At 69.3% G+C, this 19333-nt stretch carries 25 protein-coding genes; 18 read left to right on the forward strand and 7 right to left on the reverse strand.

Features of this window, described 5'->3' with window-relative positions:
* The first annotated feature begins 95 nt into the window (after nt 1-95).
* Entirely contained in the window at nt 96-836 is a 741-nt protein-coding gene (locus ACWDSJ_RS36005; protein WP_450037286.1) for a metallophosphoesterase family protein, read from the forward strand.
* 91 nt (nt 837-927) lie between these two features.
* Here the strand turns inward: ACWDSJ_RS36005 and ACWDSJ_RS36010 are convergent, their stop codons facing one another.
* Nucleotides 928-1347, reverse strand: a complete 420-nt coding sequence (locus ACWDSJ_RS36010; protein ID WP_450037262.1) for a CBS domain-containing protein — start codon at nt 1345-1347, stop codon at nt 928-930.
* Nucleotides 1348-1441: 94 nt separating this feature from the next.
* Here ACWDSJ_RS36010 and ACWDSJ_RS36015 point away from each other — a divergent pair, with 94 nt between their 5' ends.
* The 4 genes from ACWDSJ_RS36015 (at nt 1442) to ACWDSJ_RS36030 (ending at nt 4860) form a co-directional block, all read left to right on the forward strand.
* The gene (locus tag ACWDSJ_RS36015) at nt 1442-2458 is read left to right on the forward strand and encodes a glycosyltransferase (RefSeq protein ID WP_450037264.1); all 1017 of its coding nucleotides are present in this window, start codon (nt 1442-1444) and stop codon (nt 2456-2458) included.
* On the forward strand, nt 2455-3501 hold the full coding sequence (locus ACWDSJ_RS36020) for a glycosyltransferase family 9 protein (protein WP_450037265.1): 1047 nt from the start codon (nt 2455-2457) through the stop codon (nt 3499-3501). Before ACWDSJ_RS36015 ends, ACWDSJ_RS36020 begins: the two co-directional genes overlap by 4 nt.
* Nucleotides 3498-3914: a hypothetical protein gene (locus tag ACWDSJ_RS36025; RefSeq protein WP_387360761.1), complete on the forward strand. Its 417-nt coding sequence runs from the start codon at nt 3498-3500 to the stop codon at nt 3912-3914. Before ACWDSJ_RS36020 ends, ACWDSJ_RS36025 begins: the two co-directional genes overlap by 4 nt.
* A gap of 694 nt (nt 3915-4608) precedes the next feature.
* Entirely contained in the window at nt 4609-4860 is a 252-nt protein-coding gene (locus ACWDSJ_RS36030; protein WP_387360759.1) for a hypothetical protein, read from the forward strand.
* Between the two features lie 91 nt (nt 4861-4951).
* Here the strand turns inward: ACWDSJ_RS36030 and ACWDSJ_RS36035 are convergent, their stop codons facing one another.
* Together ACWDSJ_RS36035 and ACWDSJ_RS36040 are read right to left on the reverse strand one after the other, a co-directional pair.
* Nucleotides 4952-5839 carry a helix-turn-helix domain-containing protein gene (locus ACWDSJ_RS36035; RefSeq protein ID WP_450037266.1) on the reverse strand — a complete coding sequence of 296 codons (888 nt, stop codon included), beginning with the start codon at nt 5837-5839 and terminating at the stop codon, nt 4952-4954.
* A gap of 91 nt (nt 5840-5930) precedes the next feature.
* Nucleotides 5931-6164 carry a DUF397 domain-containing protein gene (locus ACWDSJ_RS36040; RefSeq protein WP_387360755.1) on the reverse strand — a complete coding sequence of 78 codons (234 nt, stop codon included), beginning with the start codon at nt 6162-6164 and terminating at the stop codon, nt 5931-5933.
* A 386-nt stretch (nt 6165-6550) separates the two neighbouring features.
* Between ACWDSJ_RS36040 and ACWDSJ_RS36045 the strand changes: the two genes are divergently transcribed.
* The 3 genes from ACWDSJ_RS36045 (at nt 6551) to ACWDSJ_RS36055 (ending at nt 8067) form a co-directional block, all read left to right on the forward strand.
* Entirely contained in the window at nt 6551-7348 is a 798-nt protein-coding gene (locus ACWDSJ_RS36045; protein ID WP_450037268.1) for an SAM-dependent methyltransferase, read from the forward strand.
* 129 nt (nt 7349-7477) lie between these two features.
* Nucleotides 7478-7675: a hypothetical protein gene (locus tag ACWDSJ_RS36050; protein WP_387360751.1), complete on the forward strand. Its 198-nt coding sequence runs from the start codon at nt 7478-7480 to the stop codon at nt 7673-7675.
* A gap of 110 nt (nt 7676-7785) precedes the next feature.
* Nucleotides 7786-8067 (forward strand): hypothetical protein, encoded by a 282-nt coding sequence (locus ACWDSJ_RS36055; RefSeq protein WP_387360749.1) that lies wholly within the window; start codon nt 7786-7788, stop codon nt 8065-8067.
* Nucleotides 8068-8368: 301 nt separating this feature from the next.
* On the opposite strand, the gene ACWDSJ_RS36060 is transcribed toward ACWDSJ_RS36055, so the two are convergent.
* Nucleotides 8369-8815 carry a MarR family winged helix-turn-helix transcriptional regulator gene (locus ACWDSJ_RS36060; RefSeq protein WP_450037270.1) on the reverse strand — a complete coding sequence of 149 codons (447 nt, stop codon included), beginning with the start codon at nt 8813-8815 and terminating at the stop codon, nt 8369-8371.
* Between the two features lie 89 nt (nt 8816-8904).
* Here ACWDSJ_RS36060 and ACWDSJ_RS36065 point away from each other — a divergent pair, with 89 nt between their 5' ends.
* From ACWDSJ_RS36065 to ACWDSJ_RS36080, 4 genes are all read left to right on the forward strand, one after another.
* Entirely contained in the window at nt 8905-9630 is a 726-nt protein-coding gene (locus tag ACWDSJ_RS36065; protein ID WP_450037272.1) for a glucose 1-dehydrogenase, read from the forward strand.
* Nucleotides 9631-9716: 86 nt separating this feature from the next.
* Nucleotides 9717-10112, forward strand: coding sequence for a hypothetical protein (locus tag ACWDSJ_RS36070; RefSeq protein WP_450037273.1), 396 nt, complete (start codon nt 9717-9719; stop codon nt 10110-10112).
* A gap of 74 nt (nt 10113-10186) precedes the next feature.
* Nucleotides 10187-10387, forward strand: coding sequence for a DUF1918 domain-containing protein (locus ACWDSJ_RS36075; RefSeq protein WP_387360741.1), 201 nt, complete (start codon nt 10187-10189; stop codon nt 10385-10387).
* A gap of 166 nt (nt 10388-10553) precedes the next feature.
* Nucleotides 10554-11546 carry an LLM class flavin-dependent oxidoreductase gene (locus tag ACWDSJ_RS36080; protein ID WP_450037275.1) on the forward strand — a complete coding sequence of 331 codons (993 nt, stop codon included), beginning with the start codon at nt 10554-10556 and terminating at the stop codon, nt 11544-11546.
* A gap of 1 nt (nt 11547) precedes the next feature.
* Here ACWDSJ_RS36080 and ACWDSJ_RS36085 read toward each other — a convergent pair whose 3' ends face one another.
* Complete coding sequence (locus ACWDSJ_RS36085; RefSeq protein ID WP_450037277.1) at nt 11548-12954, reverse strand: amino acid permease; 1407 nt, start codon at nt 12952-12954, stop codon at nt 11548-11550.
* A 33-nt stretch (nt 12955-12987) separates the two neighbouring features.
* On the reverse strand, nt 12988-13461 hold the full coding sequence (locus tag ACWDSJ_RS36090) for a Dps family protein (protein ID WP_387360735.1): 474 nt from the start codon (nt 13459-13461) through the stop codon (nt 12988-12990).
* Between the two features lie 270 nt (nt 13462-13731).
* Here ACWDSJ_RS36090 and ACWDSJ_RS36095 point away from each other — a divergent pair, with 270 nt between their 5' ends.
* The 4 genes from ACWDSJ_RS36095 to ACWDSJ_RS36110 all read left to right on the forward strand — a co-directional run bounded on the left by ACWDSJ_RS36095 (nt 13732) and on the right by ACWDSJ_RS36110 (nt 16867).
* A complete protein-coding gene (locus tag ACWDSJ_RS36095; RefSeq protein WP_450037279.1) occupies nt 13732-13914 on the forward strand; it encodes a DUF2795 domain-containing protein in 183 nt (60 codons plus the stop codon).
* Nucleotides 13915-13965: 51 nt separating this feature from the next.
* The gene (locus tag ACWDSJ_RS36100) at nt 13966-15342 is read left to right on the forward strand and encodes an MFS transporter (protein ID WP_450037280.1); all 1377 of its coding nucleotides are present in this window, start codon (nt 13966-13968) and stop codon (nt 15340-15342) included.
* Nucleotides 15332-15751 carry a MarR family winged helix-turn-helix transcriptional regulator gene (locus tag ACWDSJ_RS36105; RefSeq protein WP_450037281.1) on the forward strand — a complete coding sequence of 140 codons (420 nt, stop codon included), beginning with the start codon at nt 15332-15334 and terminating at the stop codon, nt 15749-15751. Before ACWDSJ_RS36100 ends, ACWDSJ_RS36105 begins: the two co-directional genes overlap by 11 nt.
* 198 nt (nt 15752-15949) lie before the next feature.
* Nucleotides 15950-16867, forward strand: a complete 918-nt coding sequence (locus ACWDSJ_RS36110; protein WP_450037282.1) for a dienelactone hydrolase family protein — start codon at nt 15950-15952, stop codon at nt 16865-16867.
* On the opposite strand, the gene ACWDSJ_RS36115 is transcribed toward ACWDSJ_RS36110, so the two are convergent.
* The gene (locus tag ACWDSJ_RS36115; protein WP_450037283.1) at nt 16855-17364 is read right to left on the reverse strand and encodes a gluconokinase; all 510 of its coding nucleotides are present in this window, start codon (nt 17362-17364) and stop codon (nt 16855-16857) included. The two genes, ACWDSJ_RS36110 and ACWDSJ_RS36115, sit on opposite strands and share 13 nt — an antisense overlap.
* A 34-nt stretch (nt 17365-17398) precedes the next feature.
* Here ACWDSJ_RS36115 and ACWDSJ_RS36120 point away from each other — a divergent pair, with 34 nt between their 5' ends.
* Both ACWDSJ_RS36120 and ACWDSJ_RS36125 read left to right on the forward strand, forming a co-directional pair.
* Nucleotides 17399-17881, forward strand: a complete 483-nt coding sequence (locus ACWDSJ_RS36120; protein ID WP_387360723.1) for a universal stress protein — start codon at nt 17399-17401, stop codon at nt 17879-17881.
* 78 nt (nt 17882-17959) lie between these two features.
* The gene (locus tag ACWDSJ_RS36125; RefSeq protein ID WP_450037284.1) at nt 17960-19105 is read left to right on the forward strand and encodes a DoxX family membrane protein; all 1146 of its coding nucleotides are present in this window, start codon (nt 17960-17962) and stop codon (nt 19103-19105) included.
* The last annotated feature ends 228 nt before the right edge of the window (nt 19106-19333 follow it).

Raw genomic sequence — 19333 nt, forward strand, 5'->3', positions numbered from 1 at the left:
CCGCCGACGCCTCGGCCGAACGCGCGAGCGGGCTGGGCGGCAGCGCCGCGAACACCTCGGCCGAACGCGCGGGCGACCCGAGCCGCGCGGGCGGCCTGGTCCGCATCGCCGCCGTGGGCGATGTGCATCTGGGCGAGGATTCGGCGGGGATGCTGCGCCCCGCGCTCGACGAGCTGCCGGACTGTGCCGACGTGCTCCTGCTCGCCGGGGATCTGACCCGGCACGGGACCCTCGACGAGGCCCGCGTCGTGGCAACGGAATTCGCCGATCTGGCGGTGCCGGTGATCGCCGTGCTCGGCAATCACGATCACCACAGCGACGCTCAGGACGAGATCACCAAGCTGCTCATCGATCACGGCATCGTCGTGCTCGAGGGCGACGCGACCACCGTCCCGGTCGGCGGGCTCACCCTCGGCGTGGCGGGCACGAAGGGCTTCGGCGGCGGGTTCGCGGGCAAGTGCGCGAGCGTGTTCGGCGAGCGCATCATGCGCGAATTCGCCTCGCACACAGTCCATCTCGCGGACGCGCTGCGCGAATCGCTGGCCGGACTCGACACCGACGTCAAGGTGGCCCTCACCCACTACTCCCCCGTCAGCGACACCCTGCACGGCGAGCCCCGCGAGATCTACCCGTTCCTCGGGTCCTATCTGCTCGGCGAGGCCGTCGACTGCTGCGGCGCCGCCCTCGCCGTGCACGGCCACGCCCACGCGGGTAGCGAACGCGGCACCACGCCCGGCGGCATCCGCGTCCGCAATGTCGCCCAGCCGGTCATTCGCGCGGCCTTCGCGGTGTACGAATTGGAGGTGCCCGTGCGGGAGCCCTCCGTCGTGCGCTGACGCGCCGCCCCGGCGCACCACGCGGGGACCTCGACGGAACCAGCCCTGCGCCCCGGCGCGAATCATGCCGGGGCACAGGGGAATTCGTCACTCACTCCTGCGAGACGGCCTCCACGACCTCCCCGGTCTTCTTGTCGCTGAGGGCGCGAGCGACATCGGCCTGGGCGACCAGACCCACCAGATTGTGATCGGCGTCCAGTACGGGGATGCGACGGATCCGGTACTGGGCCATCTTCTGGCGCACCAGCGCGACGTCGTCATCGGCCTGCACGCACACCGGCGGATGATCCGCGAGTTCCCCGGCGTCGACGCCGAGCGGATCCTTGCGTTCGGCGATCACCTTCACCACGATGTCGCGGTCGGTGAGCATGCCCTTCAATTTGCCGTCCTCGCCGCAGATCGGCAGGGCGCCGACGTCCAGGCTCGCCATCTTGCGGGCGGCCTCGACGACCGTATCGCTCGAGCGGACGCATTCGACGCCCGAGCTCATGATCTCGCGTGCGGTGGTCATTGCCTACCTCCTCGTCTCGGTCCCTCTTCCGCGCCTACCCGCCCACCAGGGCCGTAATCGGTTTCACACCTTGCGCAGGGGGCACCCGCGCACCATGAGCGCACCCGTCACCCACTCGCAGCCCCGCTCGCTCAACGTCCTGCTGTGGCACGTGCACGGCTCCTGGACCACGTCGTTCGTGCAGGGCGGACACAACTATCTGCTGCCGACCGATCCCGCGCTCGGCGAGTGGGCGCTGGGCCGGTGCGGCCGACCGTGGCCGGACACGGTGCGCGAGGTGGCCCCGGCCGATCTCGCCGACGCCGACATCGATGTGGTCCTGCTGCAACGTCCCCGCGAGATCGACCTCGTGCGCGAATGGCTGGGCCGCGTGCCCGGCCGCGACCTGCCCGCGATCTACGTCGAGCACAACACCCCGCGCGAGCACGCCGCGCTCACCCGGCACCCGCTCGCCGACCAGGACGACATCACCCTGGTCCACGTCACCTGCTTCAACCGCCTCATGTGGGACAACGGCCGCTGCCCGACCCGGGTGGTCCCGCACGGCGTCATCGACCCCGGCTACCTCTACACCGGCGAGCTGGAACGCGCGGCCACCACGATCAACGAACCGGTCCGCCGCTGGCGGATCACCGGCACCGATCTGCTCGCCGGACTGTCCGAGGCAGCGCCCATCGACGTCTACGGCATCGGCACCGACGACGTGCACCGCGCCCTCGACTGCCCGCCCGACCGCGTGCGCGGCGGCGGCGACCTCGATCAGGCCACGCTGCACCGCGAACTCGGCCGCCGCCGCGTCTTCGCGCACACCCCGCGCTGGACCTCGCTGGGCCTGTCGGTGATCGAGGCGATGTACCTGGGCATGCCGATCGTGGCCGTCGGCACCACCGAGGCGTCGGCGTCGATTCCCGCCGAGGCCGGGGTGGTCTCGACCGATCCGGACATCCTCGCCGAGGCCGTGCGGCAGTTCGTCGCCGAACCCTGTTTCGCCGAACTCACCGGCAAGTCCGCACGGCATTGGGCGCAGGCCAATTTCGGCATCGCGCCCTTCCTCGAGCGCTGGGACGGGCTGCTCGCCGAACACGCGACCGCGCGCCGGGCCGCGGTATGACCTCCGCCGGGCACGTCCTGGTCGCGCGCTTGGACAGCGCGGGCGACGTGCTGCTGATGGGTCCGGCTGTGCGCGCGGTCGCGGCACGGGCGGACACGGTGACCTTCCTCGCCGGACCGCGCGGCCGGGCCGCGGCCGAACTGCTGCCGGGCGTGGATCGGATCATCGAATTCCATGCCGCCTGGGTCGATTTCACCCCGCCCGCGTCCATCGACGAGGCGGTGACGGAACTGCTGGCGCGCCTGCGCGACAAGCTGCCCGACGAGGCGGTGATCTTCACCTCGTTCCACCAGTCGCCGCTGCCGCTGGCCCTGCTGCTGCGCCTGGCCGGGGTGGCGCGGATCAGCGCGATCAGCGTGGACTACCCGGGTTCGCTGCTCGACGTCCGGCATCAGCTCGACGACGACATCCCCGAAACCGAACGGGCCCTGTCGCTCACGACCGCCGCGGGCTTCCCGCCCGTCGGGCACCGGCTGGCCGTGCGCGCCGAGACGCTCCCCGACATCGACGAGATCACCGGCGGCCCAGGCTATCTCGTCGTGCATCCGGGCGCGGCCGTCCCCGCCCGGCGCATGTCGCCCGCCCGCAGCCGCGCGCTGGTCGCCGCGCTCGCCGACGCCGGGTACCGCGTCGTGGTCACCGGCGGACCGGACGAACGCGAACTCACCGCCGCCGTGGCCGCGGACCGGGCCCTGGATCTCGGTGGGCGCGTGGACCTTTCGGGCCTGGCCGCGGTGTTGCGCGCGGCCGACGTGGTCGTCGCGCCCAACACCGGCCCGGCGCATCTGGCCGCGGCCGTCGGCACCCCGGTGGTGTCGCTGTTCGCGCCGGTCGTGCCCGCGGCGCGCTGGGCGCCCTACGGCGTGCCGACGGTCGTGCTCGGCGATCAGGGCGCGGCGTGCGCCGGAACCCGCGCCCGCGTCTGTCCCGTTCCCGGCCACCCCTGCCTCGACGGCATCACCGACGAGGCCGTTCTGCGCGCGGTCGCGGAGTTGCTCCCCCGCGCCGCGCCGTCCGCGTACCAGAAGGAGAAACAGTCATGACCACTCCCAACGAACCGGCCGGTTTCCGAGGCGACGAGGGCGCCTCCGCGCCGCGCGCCGGATACGAGCCGCACCAAGCCGCCGAGACCAGCCGCGTCACCGAGACCGGCGTCAACTCCTTCCCGAAGAAGGACGCGAAGTACCGCCCCGACAGCGGCCGCACGTTCCGCTCCCGGGCGGGCGAGTCGGTGGCCGACGCCCGGAACACGCCCGGCCTGATCCTGCTGGGCATCGGCGTCGTCGCGATCGCCGCGACCCTCGCCGCGGCCGGATACGGCTTCGCGGGCTGGGCGATCGTCGGCGCGATCGTGGCCGTCGTCTGCCTGGTCGCCGGGGGGCTCACGCTGATCCTCGAACACCGCCGCGTCCGCGCGCACGCCTCGGACGGTTTACGGGACCCTCAGGGCCACTGAGCGACACGAACGGGTGCCCAGGAGACACCGGGACCGCGTCGGCCCGCCCGGGCGCCCTGTGCGGCGATCCCGGGCGGGCACGTGTCCGCCCGGTTCTGCGATCGCGCCCGCGAATTCCGTTCGGGCGGCGGCGCTCCCGACCTCCCCGCGTCCTCACGTGCGAACCGTTCGGTCGGTACCACCCTCCGACCGGGCCACATGCGCGCGCACGGGCACCGGACACCCCGGACGGCGCAATAGCCCCACCCGTGACACAGTCCCGACCGGTAGGTACCCCGTCGTCGCCGAACTCGTTGCGCCGGAAGGCGTTCCGCGTCGCCGCCACGCCCGTCGGCACGGCGGCGAGAGCCGCGACACGCCGAGGACTAGGGGCTGCCGGGCAACGCCCAGACGAACGGCAAATGACCGCCCGCAAATATCTGGAACAAGATTTCCAACACGCCGTCCCCGGAGGATCGGCCGCTCCACGGGACCACACCGGTTATCCTCGAACCCGAAGAGCAACCGTTCAGCAGCCCAAATCCTCACTGCGAGTGCGAATTAGAAGTTGCAGATGTACTTGCATCTGCTCCTTGCACAGACCTAGACTCGACACGTCAAGGCAGTCCAGGGGACTACCAGGGGAGCCGCAGGGTTGACCCGAGGTCACATTTCGCCATCGGTCAGCTCTCGGCCTGGCGTCAGGGGCGTTCGCATGAACCAGCCATTGGACCTCGGCCGGCTCGGAATTATCGACAGAAACCGGACCGAGCAACATATCTCGTCGCGGGAATCCGCGACTCGTTTCGTCATCGACGCGGTCGAGTCCACCGGCGCGGCCACCCGTGACGATTTCGATATCGACCGGATCGTCGCCACCGCGCACGCGATGGTGAACGATTGGGATTTTCATTCGATGCAGCCGGAGACCTTCTGGCGCATCGCGTCGAGCTGCATAAGAGAGTAGTCACCACCGAACACCGATTCGGACATTACCCGCGGCACCCGCGCTCGGAGCGGTCGTCGGCCAGAAGCCGACGGCCGCTCCCAGCGTTTCGCTACAGGGTCGCCGCGACCTCTTCCAGGATCTTGCGGGAGCGATCGGGTGACTCGGCCTGCACACTCAGCCGGTCCATCACCTGACGGTAGAGCTCGAGGTCCTGCTGCCGGTCCAGGTAGAGGGCACTGGTCAATTGCTCGATGTAGACGATGTCGGGCAGTTCCGGTTCGGCGAACCGCAACATGGTGAACGAGCTGCCCGCGGCCGCATGTCCGCCCGCGGCGTACGGCAGCACCTGGATGGTGATGTTGGGGCGGATCGCCATGTCCTGCAGATGCAGCACCTGCTCGCGCAGGACGTCGGCCCCGCCGATCGGCCGGTGCAACACCGCCTCGTCGATGACCGCCCAAAGGGTCGGGCCGCCTTGACGTTCCAGGATCTCCTGCCGTTTGCGGCGCAGTTCCACCCGGCGCGCGGTCTCGGAGTTCTCGTGCCCCAGCGCGACCACGGCGCGAGCGTAGTCGTCGGTCTGCAACAGGCCGGGCACGAGCTGACCCTCGAAACTGCGAATGGCCTTGGCGGCGTGCTCGAGACCGAGGTAGGTCTCGAACCAGGGCGGCAACAGGTCGCTGTATCGATGCCACCACCCGGGTTGGTTCGCCTTGCGAACCAGATCCAGGAACATTTCGCGCTGTTCGGGATCCACCACGCCGTAGAGCGTCAGCAGATCCCGAATGTCGCGCTCCTTGAAACCGGTCCGGCCGAGTTCGAGCCGACTGATCTTGGCGTGCGAGCCGCGGATGTAGTCACCCGCGGCCTCACGCGTGATCCCGCGTTCTTCTCGGAGTTTGCGGAGCTGACCGCCGACCGCGATCCGAAGCGCGGTCGGACCGCGTTCGGCGACAAGCGATTCGACGCGGCCGATCCCGACGGGCTCTGCGATCATGAGGTCAACTCCGATGCTCGACGACCACCGGCAGCGAGCGTCACGACCGCCTCGTCGCGAACCACACCGCGCCGAAGGCCAATGCTACCGCTCACAGGGCCAGATCGTCGAACTCCCCACTCTTCGCGCCGCGCAGGAACGCGTCGATCTCCGGACGGGTGTACACGAGCACCGCACCCTCCGGGTCGCGCGAATTGCGCATGGCCACCAGCCCATTGGGCATGTCGGCCACCTCGACACAGTTTCCGCTCGGGTTGCTGAACGTGCTCTTGCGCCACGCCAGGTTGGTCGGCCGGTCGGAACCCATCGCTGTCATATCGGTCATTGCCTTACTCCTGCTCGATCGGAGGGCCCACCGTTGGCCACGGGGGACCAGTGCTTGCATCTGTTCGCGCAACTGTTCTTGCATTTGAAACCGACGTTAGAACGATAGCACGCGGGTTGCCGGAGATCGACCCTTTGACGAAAGCCGGATCTACCTGCGCCCCAACGGCTTTGATCTTGGATTTTCGCGGCTCGCGGCGGGCGTGACGAGTGCGTGAATAAAGTCCGACCAGTTGGTAATTCGCGGGCCGTTGCCGGGTCTGTCCATCCCGCTGTCCGCGATACCCGAATCTTGTACTGTCACTGGGCATCAGACCCACCGCCCGCCCGCGTCCCGGTCGTCGGCCGGTGGCGCGGCCGGGCCTCTCGACGCGAGGGAGCCGACTCATGCCAGCCGGGCACAACACCGAGATCCGCACCGACATCCCACATTCCGCACGGATCTGGAACTACTGGATGGGCGGAAAGGATAATTACGACATCGATCGCGCGGTCGGGGATCAGAGCCTCGAGATCGATCCGGACATCGGCACAATGGCGACCGAGAGCCGCCGGTTCCTCATCCGCGCGGTGCGGCACCTCGCGGGCGAGGTCGGGCTGACCCAGTTCCTCGACATCGGGACCGGGCTGCCCACCATGCAGAACACCCACGAGGTCGCGCAGTCGATCGTGCCCGACGCGCGAGTCGTCTACGTGGACAACGATCCCCTGGTCCTCACCCACGCGCGGGCGCTGCTGACCAGCACCACCGACGAGGGCGTGACCACCTATATAGAGGCCGACTTCAACCACCCCGAGCAGATCCTCGAGGAGGCCCGCAACATCCTGAACTTCACCAAGCCGATCGGGGTGATGTTCATGGGCGTGCTCGGGCACGCGCCCACCACCGACGATCTGCTGCGCATCGTGCGGACGGTGATCGGCGCGGTGCCCTCGGGCAGTCACCTGGTCTACTGGGACGGCACCACCGACAGCGAGTACTACGTGCGGATGTGCGAGGAGTACACGAAATCCGGTGGGGTGCCGTATCACCCGCGCACCCAGGAGGAGTTGCGCCACGTCTTCGACGGGCTGGAACTGCTCGATCCCGGCTTCGGTCCGATCACCGCGTGGCGGCGGCCCGACACCGAACGCCCCCCGGCCCGCGACATCGCCGCCTACGGCGGAGTCGCCCGGAAACCCTGATCGCGCAAGCGGTCACAACATTGGGGACACTCGCTTGTGACTGTGCAGATGTGCTTGCATCTGCACAGTCCGTCGGCCTAAGCTTTTCGGAACGAAGATGGCCCCCCGCAAGCGGTTAGAGGCATTCCCATGACTCAGGTGCTCCATCATTCCGGTCCCCGCGACTCCGTCGGTGCCGCCGACTCGATCGGCGACTGTGGCATCGAACCTCGGGAGTTGACCTATCGTCGCGCCCGCGCCATCCTCGGCGCCCACGATCGACATCTCGGCTGCCGCCAGTGGATCGCCGCCGCGGCCTACCTCTCCGCGGGCCTCGACGACGAATAACCCAGCGCCCCTTCGGGTGTCGCGCGCCGCCCAGTCCCACTTGGATGTCACGTCATCCAACCCCCTACCATGGAGGAAAAGGCAGCACCGGACAACGCGGAGCGAACGCCATGATCCTCACCGCCGCACACGAACTCGTCCTGGCCCAGATCGGCAACCCGACCCCCGAAACACCCCCGGTGGCCGACAAACTCATGAAGCTGGTCCGCTATTTCACCTGGTTCATGCTCCTCTCGGGCACCGTGGCGATCATCTACGCCGGCGGCCGCTTCGCCTGGGAAAAATGGAGCGGCAGCCAACTCGACTCCCCCAAAATGGTCGCCGGCGCCCTCATCGGCGGCGTCCTGGCAACCAGCGCCGGAACGATCATGAACTCCATCCTCGGCACGTAACTTCCCCACCCCAACCCAACTCGAACGCCTCGGCGAACGCCCCCAGCTGCGGCAGAGCGCCCAAAGCCGAGGCAGCCCAGCCGCACCCCTTATTTGGATCCGCACCCCTTGTAGAGCCCTGAAAGGGGTGCGGATCCGAACAAGGGGTGCGGCTGGGTTCGTGCACAGGTGAGGCCGTGCACGGGTGGGGCTGAGCGGTCAAAGGTGAGGCAGCACAGCCGCACCCTTTATTTGGATCCGCACCCCTTGTAAGGCCCTGGAACGGGTGCGGATCCGGATAAAGGGTGCGGCTGGGGGTCGTTCACGGGTGGAGGAGGGCTGCCAAGGGGGCGAAGCGGGTGGGGTTGGTGGCTATGAGGGCGGGGAGGCGGGTGGTTAGGGCGGTGGTGAGGGTGGCGCGGATTTGGCGGCGGACGGTTTCGCCCTCGGGGGTGAGGACGACGCGGGAGACGCGGCGGTCGGTGGGGTCGGGGTCGCGGGTGAGCAGGCCGCGGCGGGAGAGGCGGTCGACCATGCCGGTGACATTGGTCTTGTCGCAGCCGAGGTGGGCGGCGATGTCGCCGAAGGAGGGCGGGTCGGCGCCGAGCAGGCACAGCAATTGCGTTTGCTGACTGGTCAATTCGAACTGGCGGGCGACCTCGGCGTAGAGCACCGCGGTCTCCCGGTGCAGGGACATCACCGCGGTGGTCAGGTCATCGGGGCCGTCGAGGCGATCGGCGGGATCGCGTTCATCGGCATCGGGGCTCACGCGGACAGTCTAGCTTCTCGACTGTTGACAACCTCCATCTAATAGTCGAGCATCTCGACTGTCTACCATCTCTACTTCAGGGAGCATCCATGACCGTCGCCCTCGTCACCGGCGGCTCGCGGGGTATCGGCCGCGCCATCGCCATTCGTCTCGCCGCTGACGGCGCGGCCGTGGTGGTCAACTATCACCGAAACGCCACGGCCGCAACGGAAGTCGTCACCGAGATCGAACGGACGGGCGGACGGGCGCTGGCCGCCGCCGCCGACGTGGCCGATCCCCCACGCCTGCGCGCGCTGTTCGAGGCCGCCGAACACCGATTCGGCGGCCTCGACGTCCTGGTCGTCAACGCGGGCGTGGCCCACTTCGCCCCCATCGCCGACACCACCGACGCCGCCTTCGACGAACTCTTCGCGGTCAACACCCGAGCCACCTTCCACGCCCTGCGCGAGGCCGCGAACCGCCTGCGCGACGGCGGCCGCATCGTCGTGATCTCCAGCGGCGCGGTCGCCACCGCCCGCCCCGGCTCCGGCGCGTACGCCGCCAGCAAGGCCGCCGTCGACCAACTCGTCCGCACCGCCGCCGCCGAACTCGGCCCGCGCGGCATCACCGTCAACAGCGTCCTCCCCGGCGCCATCCGCACCGAGGCCCTCCTCACCCATCGAGACCCCACCGCCCTCGACCAGGTAGCCGCCCAAACCCCCCTCCGCCGCCTCGGCGAACCCGACGACATCGCCGCCATCGTCGCCTTCCTCACCTCCCCCGACGCCCGCTGGATCACCGGCCAACGCCTCCACGCCGGCGGCGGCCTCTTCTAACCCCTCGCTAGGCAACCCAGCCGCACCCTTTATTCGAATCCGCACCCTTTGTATGGCCCTGAAACGGGTGCGGATGCGAATAAGGGGTGCGGCTGGGTATCGCCGAGCAGGAGGAGGTGATCGAGATGGTCGATGATGTCGAGAAGCGGTGGCATGATCCGGGGTTGTATCGGCGGGCGGTGGTGTATTCGGTGTGCGTGCTGGCCGCGGCGGCGCTGGTGTTCGCGGTGGTCGAGGAGTGGGCGCGGCGCCGGGAACCCTGCGCCGGGGCGGACAGTACCTTTTGCGATACCGCTTCGCGCGCAATGATTTTGGGCGCGCCGGGGCTGGTGCTGCTGGTCGGGACGGTCGGCGCCTTCGTGGCGACCTTCCGCGCCTGGCGCGCCGGACGGGCATGGCCCATCTGGCAGGGCGCGGGGTGGTTCCTGCTCACCATCACCCTCGCGTACCTGGCAATCGGCGCCGGAACCACCGCGGGTTGACCGTCGGGCCTCGGTACATCGGCGAAATCCGGTTCGGACCGTCAGGCCACACAACCGAAACGAGGAGGCTTCCCATGCACGCATCGAAGGGCGACAGACTGATCGTGCGCGGCCACACGTTCCCCCCACATGAGCAGGTTGTCGAGATCGTCGCAGTGCTCGGCCCCGACGGCGCCCCACCCTATCGAGTCCGAGCCGAGAACGGCCACGAGAGCATCATGGCCCCCGGCCCGGACGCCGTCCTGGAACCCCGCGGCGGAAAGATGACGGACTGACCGTTCCTTCCGGTCGCAAGAGCCTGATTCCACAGCCACCCGAACAGCGAAACCCATTGACACCCAAACGAATCCACCACCCACCAACACCCCCGCCCCCAGACCGACACACAACCGACGAAATACATCCGACGACTCCCGCGTTCCCCCCGAACGGAGGTGCTAGATGATCGACGTCCCCCTATCCGTACTCGACCTGGCGCCGGTCCAATTCGGTGAATCCGTCGGCGACGGCCTGAACGCGACCACCGAAGCGGCCCGGCAAGCAGAACGCCTCGGCTACGCCCGATTCTGGGTGGCCGAGCACCACAACATGCCCGGCATCGCGAGTTCCGCCCCCGCGGTACTGCTGGCCCATCTGGCCGCGAACACCGAGACCATTCGCGTCGGCTCGGGCGGGGTCATGCTGCCCAATCACGCCCCGCTGGTGATCGCCGAACAGTTCGGCACCCTGCACGCGCTGCACCCGGGCCGCATCGATCTGGGCATCGGCCGTGCCCCGGGCACCGATCGCGCGACCGCGCTGGCGCTGCGCCGCACCACCGAAGGTCTTTCCGCCGAATCGTTCCCGCAGGAGCTCATGGCCCTGCTGCGCTACTTCGGCGGCGACAGCACCGACGGCATCGTGGCGGTCCCCGGCATCGGCGAGAATCCGGAGATCTGGCTGCTGGGCTCGAGCGGCTTCAGCGCGCAGCTCGCCGGAATGCTCGGCGTCCGATTCGCCTTCGCCCATCACTTCAGCGGCGAGAACACCGAGGCCGCGCTCGCGCTGTACCGCGAAAACTTCCGGCCCTCCGACCGGCTCGACCGCCCGCACGCCATGATCGCGGTCTCCGCGGTCTGCGCCGACACCGACGACCAGGCCGACCTGCTCTCGCGCCCGAACGAACTGGCCTTCCTGCAACTGCGGCTGGGCCGCCGCACCGCGCTGCCCACCCCCGAACAGGCCGCGTCCTTCCCGAGCACCCCGCAGGAACGCGAATTCGTCGCCCAGCGCCGCAAGGATCAGCTGATCGGCTCCCCGGCCACGGTGCGGCGGCAGCTCGACGATCTGCTGCGCCGCACCGAGCCCGACGAGGTCATGCTCAACACCCGGATCTACGACCTCGACGACCGGGTGCGCTCCCTGGAGTTGATCAAGGAGAAGGTGGTGGCCTGACTCAGGCCGCCCGCCGCCGCCGCACGAACCGGTCCACCAACGGATAGCCCGCGCACACCAGCAGCGCCCACACCAGCCCGACCACGAGCGCGGTCCGGCCGTCGGCGCTGAAGAACAGCAGCACGACCACCAGCCCGAGGAACGCCAGCGCCAGCACCGGGGTCACGGGCGCGCCGGGCAGCCGGTAGTCCGCGGCGGGCAGTTCGCCGCGCCGCACCTTGGCCCGATACATCAAGTGGCACACCAGGATCACGCCCCATACAAAGATGATCCCCATGGTGCTCACCGAGGTGATGTAGCCGAACGCCTTGTCCGGCGAGATCACATTCACGATCACCCCGATCACCATGGCCGCCGCCGACACCACGATCCCCGCGTACGGCACCTGCCGGCGGCTCAGACCGCCCAGCGCGGCGGGCGCCTCCTGCCGCAGCGCGAGGCTGCGCAGCATCCGTCCGGTCGAGTAGATCCCGGAGTTGCACGACGACAGCGCCGCGGTCAACAGCACGAAGTTGATCAGCCCGGCCGCCCCCGGAATCCCGATCTGGGCGAAGACCTCCACGAACGGGCTTCGCCCCGAATGGAATTCGCGCCAACTCACCACCGACATGATGACCAGCAGCGCGCCCACGTAGAACAGCCCGATGCGCAGCGGCAGCGAGTTGATCGCCTTGCGCAGCGTCTTGCGCGGTTCGGCCGCCTCCCCCGCGGTCACACCCACGAGTTCGACTCCGACATAAGCGAATACGACGATCTGCAACGCCAACAGCGACTTGCCGAATCCGTTCGGGAACACGCCTCCGTCGGCCCACAGATTGGCCACCGTCGGATGCGCCGCGTGCCCGAATCCGATGATCAGCACGCCGACGCCGATCAGGATCATGGCGAGGATCGCGGTCACCTTGATCGCGGAGAACCAGAACTCGCCCTCGCCGAACAGCCGCACCGAGATCAGGTTGGCGGCGAACAGGATTCCGAGGACCACCAGCGCGGTGACCCACTCGGGAATGGCGAACCAGTACTTGACGTATTTGCCCGCCACGGTGATCTCGGCCATGCAGGTGGTCACCCACACCGCCCAATAGGTCCAGCCGGTGGCGAATCCGGCGAAGCGGCCGAGGAATTCGTTGGCGTACTCGGCGAAACTGCCCGAAACGGGCCGGTAGGTCAGCAGCTCGCCGAGGGCGCGCATGATCACGAAGATCGCCAGTCCGGCGGCGAGATAGCACAGGATCAGTGCGGGCCCGGCCTGTTCGATGGCGCCGCCCGCGCCGTAGAACAGGCCGGTGCCGATCGCACCGCCGATCGCGATCATCTGGATGGTACGGGGGTTCAGACCCCGCTTGTAGCCTTCTTCCTCACCTGTCACGGTGAGAGCGGGTGCCCCCGCTCTGCGGTCCGTCGTCATGGACCGCAGGCTACCGGGCACCGCCGCGCGCGCTTACTTGAGCTGCGCCTGCCACATCCAGTGCAGCTGCTCGAGCCGCGCGGTGATCTCGATGAGCAGGTCCTGCGTGACCGGATCGGCCTTCTCGGTGGCGTCGATGCGCTGCCGCAACCGGGTGATGACGGCGGCGAGGTTGGTGGTGATCGACTCGACCACGTCGTCGTCGCGCTGCCAGCCCGCCGGGAAGCCCTCCGCGCCGGACGTGTCGGCGACGGTCCGGGCCCGGCCGTCCGGGCTGACCCCGATGGACGTGGCCCGCTCGGCCGCCGAATCGGTGAATTCGCGTGCGGCATCGACCAATTCGTCCAACGCCAGGTGCACGGTGCGGAATCGCTGACCGATCACGTTCCAGTGCGCCTGCTTGGCGATCAGACTCAGGTCGATCAGGTCGACCACCGTGCCCGAGAGCGCCTCGCCCGCGATGCGCTGCTGTTCCTGATCGAGAGCGGTGGTGATGGGTTGTGCCACGGCCGTTCTCCTTCCTCCTCGACGGATACCGACGCTCTACCCGCCCAGGCGTCCCCCACACCACGCCTCCGCCCCTTTGTGTCCAGGATCGCTTCCCTGGTTCACGAACCCAGCCGCACCCTTTATTCGGATCCGCACCCCTTCCAGAGCCCTGTAACGGGTGCGGATTCGAATAAGGGGTGCGGCTGGGTTGCCGGGGCTGTTTGTGGTCGGGGTCGGGTGGTACCTCGGCAGGCGTCAGAGCGAGTACCGAGCGAGAGGAGATACACGATGGCGAATCCGATTCAGTTGCAGAAGTATCTGAGCGGGGTCGATTACCCGTGCGATCGGGACGGTCTGGTGGACGCGGCCCGGGGGAACGGGGCCGACAACGACGTGATCAATCAGCTGCAACAGATTCCGGACCGCACCTTCAACGGGCCGAACGCGGTGAGCGAGGCCGTCTCGCAGTGACGCCCGGCACATCGCTTGCCAAGCTAACAGTTGTAGTCTCACAATCGTTGTGTGACTACAACTGTTGAGGGGCTGTCGGCACGGCGCAAGACGATCGTCCTGGTGACGTGTTGTCTGAGTCTGCTGATCTCGTCGATGGACGCGACGATCGTCAATGTCGCGATCCCGACGATTCGCGCGCGGATGGACGCGCCGCTGCCGCGGCTGCAATGGATCGTCGACATCTACACCCTGACCCTGGCCAGCCTGCTCATGCTGGCGGGCGCGGCGGCCGACCGGTTCGGCCGCCGCCGGGTGTTCCGCATCGGGTTGAGCGTCTTCGCGCTCGGTTCACTGCTGTGCAGCCTCGCACCGAGCGTGGAATTCCTCATCGGCGCCCGGTTCGTGCAGGCGTTGGGTGGGTCGATGCTCAATCCGGTGGCGATGTCGATCATCACCACCGTCTTCACCGGCCGGGCCGAACGCGCCCGCGCGGTCGGCGTCTGGGGCGCGGTCGTCGGCATCTCGACCGCGCTGGGCCCGATGGTCGGCGGCGGACTCATCGACGCGTTGGGCTGGCAGTCGGTGTTCTGGATCAATCTGCCCATCTGCGCGATCGCGCTCGTGCTGACCACAAGGTATGTGCCGGAATCGAAGTCGGCCACCGCGCGCGGCATCGACCCCCTGGGACAGGTGCTGGCGATCGCGGTCATGTTCACGCTGGTGTTCGGGCTCATCGAGCATCGCCCGGCGGTGTTCGCGGTGACCGCGGTGGCGCTGGCCGGATTCCTCTACGCCGAGTCGCGGCACCGGTCGCCCTTCATCGATCTGCGCTTCTTCCGCAGCGTGCCGTTCAGCGCGGCGACGGTGACCGCGGTGTGCGCGTTCGCGGGGCTGGGCGCGTTCCTGTTCAGCGCGTCGCTGTATCTGCAAGGGACACGGCACTATTCGGCCGTGCACACCGGACTGCTGTACCTGCCGATGGCGGTGGGCGTGCTGATCTTCTCGCCGCTGTCGGGGCGGCTGGTGGGTCGCCACGGCACTCGGCTGCCGCTGGTGGCCGCGGGCACCCTGATGGCGGCGGCCGCGGTCATGCTGACCACGCTGCGCGCCGACACCCCGGTCTGGGAACTGGTGATCATGTTCGCCACCTTCGGCATCGGCTTCGGCACGGTCAACGCCCCCATCACAACCGCGGCGGTGAGCGGGATGCCGACCGATCGCGCGGGCGCCGCGGCGGCGGTGGCCTCCACCAGCCGGCAGGTCGGCGTGAGTCTCGGTGTGGCATTGTGTGGGCTGTTGACCGGCGCGAGCCTGTGGTGGACGTTGGCCGCGCTGGCGGCGATCATCGTCGTCCTGGGCGTGGCCGCCAACACCCGGTGGGCCGAGCGGTCGCGCGACCGGGTCGCTCCCCTGCTCGAACAGAAGGTGCCCGCCCATGCCGGATGACTCCCCCACCCCCGACGAGGTCTGGGGGCTGCTCACCCACCTGGTCCAGGACACCCGCGACGGCTACAAACGGGCCGTGATGGAGCGAACGGGCATGCCGTTCAGCAGGTTTCGCGTCCTGCGCCGCCTGCGCTCGGGCCCGCTGACCATCAAGGAGCTGGCGCAAACCGCCACCATGGACGCCCCCGCCGCCACCGTCGCGGTCAACGACCTCGAGGACCGCGGCCTCGTGGTGCGCGAAATCGACCGCACCAACCGCAGATTCAAACGAGTCTCGCTCACCGAGGCCGGCCGCGCCATGCTCGAACTCGGCACGAGCACACCCGACCCCGCCCCCGACGCGCTCACCACCCTGCCCCCCGACGACCTGCGCACCCTCCGAGACCTACTCCGAAAACTCCAAACCTGACCTCCCCCACGCCCGCCGACCCCCAGGTCCACGAACCCAGCCGCACCCTTTATTCGGATCCGCACCCGTTGTATAGCCCTGCAAGGGGTGCGGATTCGAACAAGGGGTGCGGCTGTGTTCGTGCGCCTGGAGCTGGAGGTGGATGGGAGGCTCGCGTTCCCCCGGCGGGGCGGCGGAAGGCGGCATAGGGTGAGCCTCATGACGCCGCTCCAGCGCTACATTCTCGAGGAGATCGCGACCGATCACGCGGAGGGACTGCTCAGTCGGCGGGAGGCGCTACGGCGTCTCGGGCTGCTCGGGCTCGGGGCGACTGCCGCGTCGGCTCTGTTGGCCGCGTGCGGGGGCGACAATCCCGCGCCCGCGCGAACCTCCAGCGCCGCACCGTCTTCCATGCCGCCGGGGACCGCACCGTCTTCCACGCCACCGGGTGCGGCGGGCGCGGTGCCGTCGAGTTCCGTCACCTTCGCCGGGCCGGAGGGCCGCACCTTGCAGGGCGCGTGGGCCGAGGCCGCTCAGCCGCGCGGTGGGGTGTTGGTCATCCATGAGAACACCGGGCTGACGCCGTTCATCCGCTCGGTCACCGGGCGCTTCGCGGGGATCGGCTATTCGGCGCTGGCGGTGGATCTGCTCTCCGAGGAGGGTGGCACGGCGACCTTCACCGATCCCGCGGCCGCGACCGCCGCGTTGGGCAAGACGCCGCAGGAGCGGTTCGTGGCCGATCTGCGGGGCGGGGTCGCCGAACTGGCGCGGCGGGTGCCCGGAAAGAAGCTGGGCGCCACGGGTTTCTGCTTCGGCGGCGGCCTGACCTGGCTGCTGCTCACCTCCGGGGTCCCCGAACTGGCGGCGGCGACACCGTTCTACGGCCCCTTCGCTGGTGGCGAGATCCGCACGCCCGCAGCGGTTTTGGCGATCTACGGGGCGCTCGACACCCGGGTGGACGCCACCCGCCCGGCGGCCGAGCAGGCCCTCGCGCAGGCGGGCGTCCCGCACGACACCTTCGTCGCCGACGGCGCGGACCACGCCTTCTTCAACGACACCGGCCAACGCTACAACCCCACCGCCGCCGCGGAGGCGTGGCGACGCGTAACCGATTGGTACGCACGCTATCTGGGCTGATCACCCAACGCCACACGCACCGACGCCACCACAGCCTCCACGCCCGCCGTCCCGTCCACAGTGACGCCCGCCTCGTCGTCGCCGCGCGGCTCGAGGTCAGCGAGCTGGGACTCCAGCATCCGCACCCGCATGAAATGCCCTGTCCGCGTAACCAATCGACGTTCAAGCTCGGCACGGGGCACCGCGAGCTCTACCACGAACAGGTTCGGCGCGGCCACACGCAGCCGGTCTCGGTAGCGGCGTTTGAGCGCCGAGCAGCTGACCACGCCACCGTCTCGGTGGGTGGCCAGCCAGGCCGCGATTGCGTCGAGCCAGGGGGCGCGGTCGGTGTCGTCGAGGGGGGTTCCCGCGGACATCTTCTCGATATTGGCGCGCGGATGGAAGTCGTCGCCCTCGGCGTATTCCACACCGAGGGCGGCCGCCAGGCGCACCCCGACCGTTGTCTTACCGGCACCCGATACGCCCATGACGGCGATCGGTCGTCGAACGTCACCCATGCCCCGACCCTACGGCTGAACTAGGCTCGACGGCGTGACGGAGGAGATCACCCCGGATTGGACGTCGAGCGGGTCGGGCTTCGAACTGGGCACCGACGGGCCCCGCGTGATCATGGTCGGCGTCGACGGATCCGACTCCTCGTGGCGGGCGTGCGCCTACGCCGCCGGTCTCGCCCGTCGCCAAAACGCCTTGCTGGCAATCGTTTACGTGCAGCCGTACATGGCGATGGCGGGCGCGTACGGCGCCGATGTGCAGGGTGTGACCCAGGAGATGGCCGAGGATCTGGCCCGCGAGATCCACGATCACGCCGAACGCGTCAAGGACGTCTACTCCACCCGCTGGAAGTTCCTGACCCGCCGCGGCGACCCCTATGCCGGATTGGCCGAGGCCGCCGACGAACTCAAGGCCGACGCGGTGGTGGTCGGCGCGTCGGAGAAGACGGGTCACCGGCTGGTCGGGTCGGTGGCGGTACGGTTGGTCAAGGCCGGACGTTGGCCGGTCACCGTCGTTCCCTGAGGACGACGGGCACGCCCGCGTTTGGTGTGCACAACTGCGGGAACTCGCCGGACAGCCATCGAGGAAAGGGTTTCTGACATGTTGATCCGCCGCTTGGCCCGCCCGCTGCTGGCCACCGCCTTCGTCGTGGACGGGGTGGACACGCTGATGCACCCCGAACCGCGGGCCAAGGCCGCGCACGAGCTGGTCTCGCAGGGTGAGCAGAAGCTGCCGGAGCAGGTCGCCGCCAAACTTCCCTCCGACCCCGGCATGGTCGTCAAGGCCAATGCCGCCGCGCAGGTCGGCGCGGGCGTGCTGCTGGCCCTGGGCCGCCTGCCGCGACTGTCGGCGTTCGTGCTGGCCGCCACCGTCATTCCGGCGACCGTCACCGAGCAGGACTTCTGGAACGAGCAGGATCCGGGCCGCCGCGACGCCAAGCGCGTGGCGTTCCTGAAGGATCTCGGCCTGTTGGGCGGGCTGATGATCGCCGCCGCCGACACCGAGGGCAAGCCGTCGCTGGGCTGGCGGGGCCGTCGGGCCGCCCGTCGCGCGGCCGCCGCCCTCCCGATCGGGGCGGCGTCGAGCGACACGTTGCGAGATCGCTTGGCGCAGCAGGCCGTTCGCGGTCGCGAGCTCGCGGAGGCGGCGGCCGAGCGGGGCGCGGAGCTGTCGGAGGTCGCGCGGCATCGGGGCGCGGAACTGGTCGAGACCGTGCAGGATCGCGGCCCGGACTGGGCCGAGACGGTCCGTCAGCGCGGCGCGCATCTGGTCGAGGTCGCCCAGGATCGCGGGCCGGAACTGGCCGAGGCCGCCCGCCAGCGCGGGTCGCGGCTCATCGATATCGCCGCCGATCGCGGACCCGAGGTCGCCGAGGCCGCCCGCCAGCGCGCCGCCCGGCTCGCCGAACTCGCCCAGGACCGCGGCTCGGAACTGGCCGACCGCGCCCGGGGCTCCGACCTCGCCGACCGCGGCGCGGAATTGTCGGGCAAGGCCCGCAAGCGCGCGGCCAAACTGGCCGACAAGGCCGAGGCCCGCGCCGCCAAGCTCGCCGACAAGGCCGAGACGCGCGGCACCAAGATCGTCGACAAGGCGCAGAACCGCAGCGCGAAGCTGGCCGACAAGGCGCAGAACCGCAGCGCCGAACTCGCGGACAAGGCCAAGAAGCGGAGTGCGAAGCTGGCCGATCGGGCCCAGTCGCGCACCGAGGAGCTGGCCGACAACGCCCGTTCCCGCCTCAACCGCTGAACACACGCCACGGCCGCGTCCCGGGAATCGGGACGCGGCCGTTGTCGTAGGCGCGCGCGGCGGCCGCGTCCCCGGATCGAGGCGCGGCCGTTGTCGTAGGCGCGCGTCCCGGGCTCGGGACGCGGCCATTGTCCTAGGACGTGTCCTGTAAGTCATCGCAGCCAGAGGATGATGGCGGCGATGGTGAGTTCGGCCTGGTAGTAGGCGGCTCGTTTGGCGTAGCGGGTA

It is taken from the genome of Nocardia sp. NPDC003482, from assembly GCF_053588115.1.

Excerpts from the sequence above, each read along its gene's own strand:
- ACWDSJ_RS36010 (WP_450037262.1), bottom strand. The coding sequence starts at position 1,347 with ATGACCACCGCACGCGAGATCATGAGCTCGGGCGTCGAATGCGTCCGC.
- ACWDSJ_RS36015 (WP_450037264.1), top strand. The coding sequence starts at position 1,442 with ATGAGCGCACCCGTCACCCACTCGCAGCCCCGCTCGCTCAACGTCCTG.
- ACWDSJ_RS36020 (WP_450037265.1), top strand. The coding sequence starts at position 2,455 with ATGACCTCCGCCGGGCACGTCCTGGTCGCGCGCTTGGACAGCGCGGGC.
- ACWDSJ_RS36025 (WP_387360761.1), top strand. The coding sequence starts at position 3,498 with ATGACCACTCCCAACGAACCGGCCGGTTTCCGAGGCGACGAGGGCGCC.
- ACWDSJ_RS36030 (WP_387360759.1), top strand. The coding sequence starts at position 4,609 with ATGAACCAGCCATTGGACCTCGGCCGGCTCGGAATTATCGACAGAAAC.
- ACWDSJ_RS36035 (WP_450037266.1), bottom strand. The coding sequence starts at position 5,839 with ATGATCGCAGAGCCCGTCGGGATCGGCCGCGTCGAATCGCTTGTCGCC.
- ACWDSJ_RS36040 (WP_387360755.1), bottom strand. The coding sequence starts at position 6,164 with ATGACCGATATGACAGCGATGGGTTCCGACCGGCCGACCAACCTGGCG.
- ACWDSJ_RS36045 (WP_450037268.1), top strand. The coding sequence starts at position 6,551 with ATGCCAGCCGGGCACAACACCGAGATCCGCACCGACATCCCACATTCC.
- ACWDSJ_RS36050 (WP_387360751.1), top strand. The coding sequence starts at position 7,478 with ATGACTCAGGTGCTCCATCATTCCGGTCCCCGCGACTCCGTCGGTGCC.
- ACWDSJ_RS36055 (WP_387360749.1), top strand. The coding sequence starts at position 7,786 with ATGATCCTCACCGCCGCACACGAACTCGTCCTGGCCCAGATCGGCAAC.
- ACWDSJ_RS36065 (WP_450037272.1), top strand. The coding sequence starts at position 8,905 with ATGACCGTCGCCCTCGTCACCGGCGGCTCGCGGGGTATCGGCCGCGCC.
- ACWDSJ_RS36075 (WP_387360741.1), top strand. The coding sequence starts at position 10,187 with ATGCACGCATCGAAGGGCGACAGACTGATCGTGCGCGGCCACACGTTC.
- ACWDSJ_RS36080 (WP_450037275.1), top strand. The coding sequence starts at position 10,554 with ATGATCGACGTCCCCCTATCCGTACTCGACCTGGCGCCGGTCCAATTC.
- ACWDSJ_RS36085 (WP_450037277.1), bottom strand. The coding sequence starts at position 12,954 with ATGACGACGGACCGCAGAGCGGGGGCACCCGCTCTCACCGTGACAGGT.
- ACWDSJ_RS36095 (WP_450037279.1), top strand. The coding sequence starts at position 13,732 with ATGGCGAATCCGATTCAGTTGCAGAAGTATCTGAGCGGGGTCGATTAC.
- ACWDSJ_RS36105 (WP_450037281.1), top strand. The coding sequence starts at position 15,332 with ATGCCGGATGACTCCCCCACCCCCGACGAGGTCTGGGGGCTGCTCACC.
- ACWDSJ_RS36110 (WP_450037282.1), top strand. The coding sequence starts at position 15,950 with ATGACGCCGCTCCAGCGCTACATTCTCGAGGAGATCGCGACCGATCAC.
- ACWDSJ_RS36115 (WP_450037283.1), bottom strand. The coding sequence starts at position 17,364 with ATGGGTGACGTTCGACGACCGATCGCCGTCATGGGCGTATCGGGTGCC.
- ACWDSJ_RS36125 (WP_450037284.1), top strand. The coding sequence starts at position 17,960 with ATGTTGATCCGCCGCTTGGCCCGCCCGCTGCTGGCCACCGCCTTCGTC.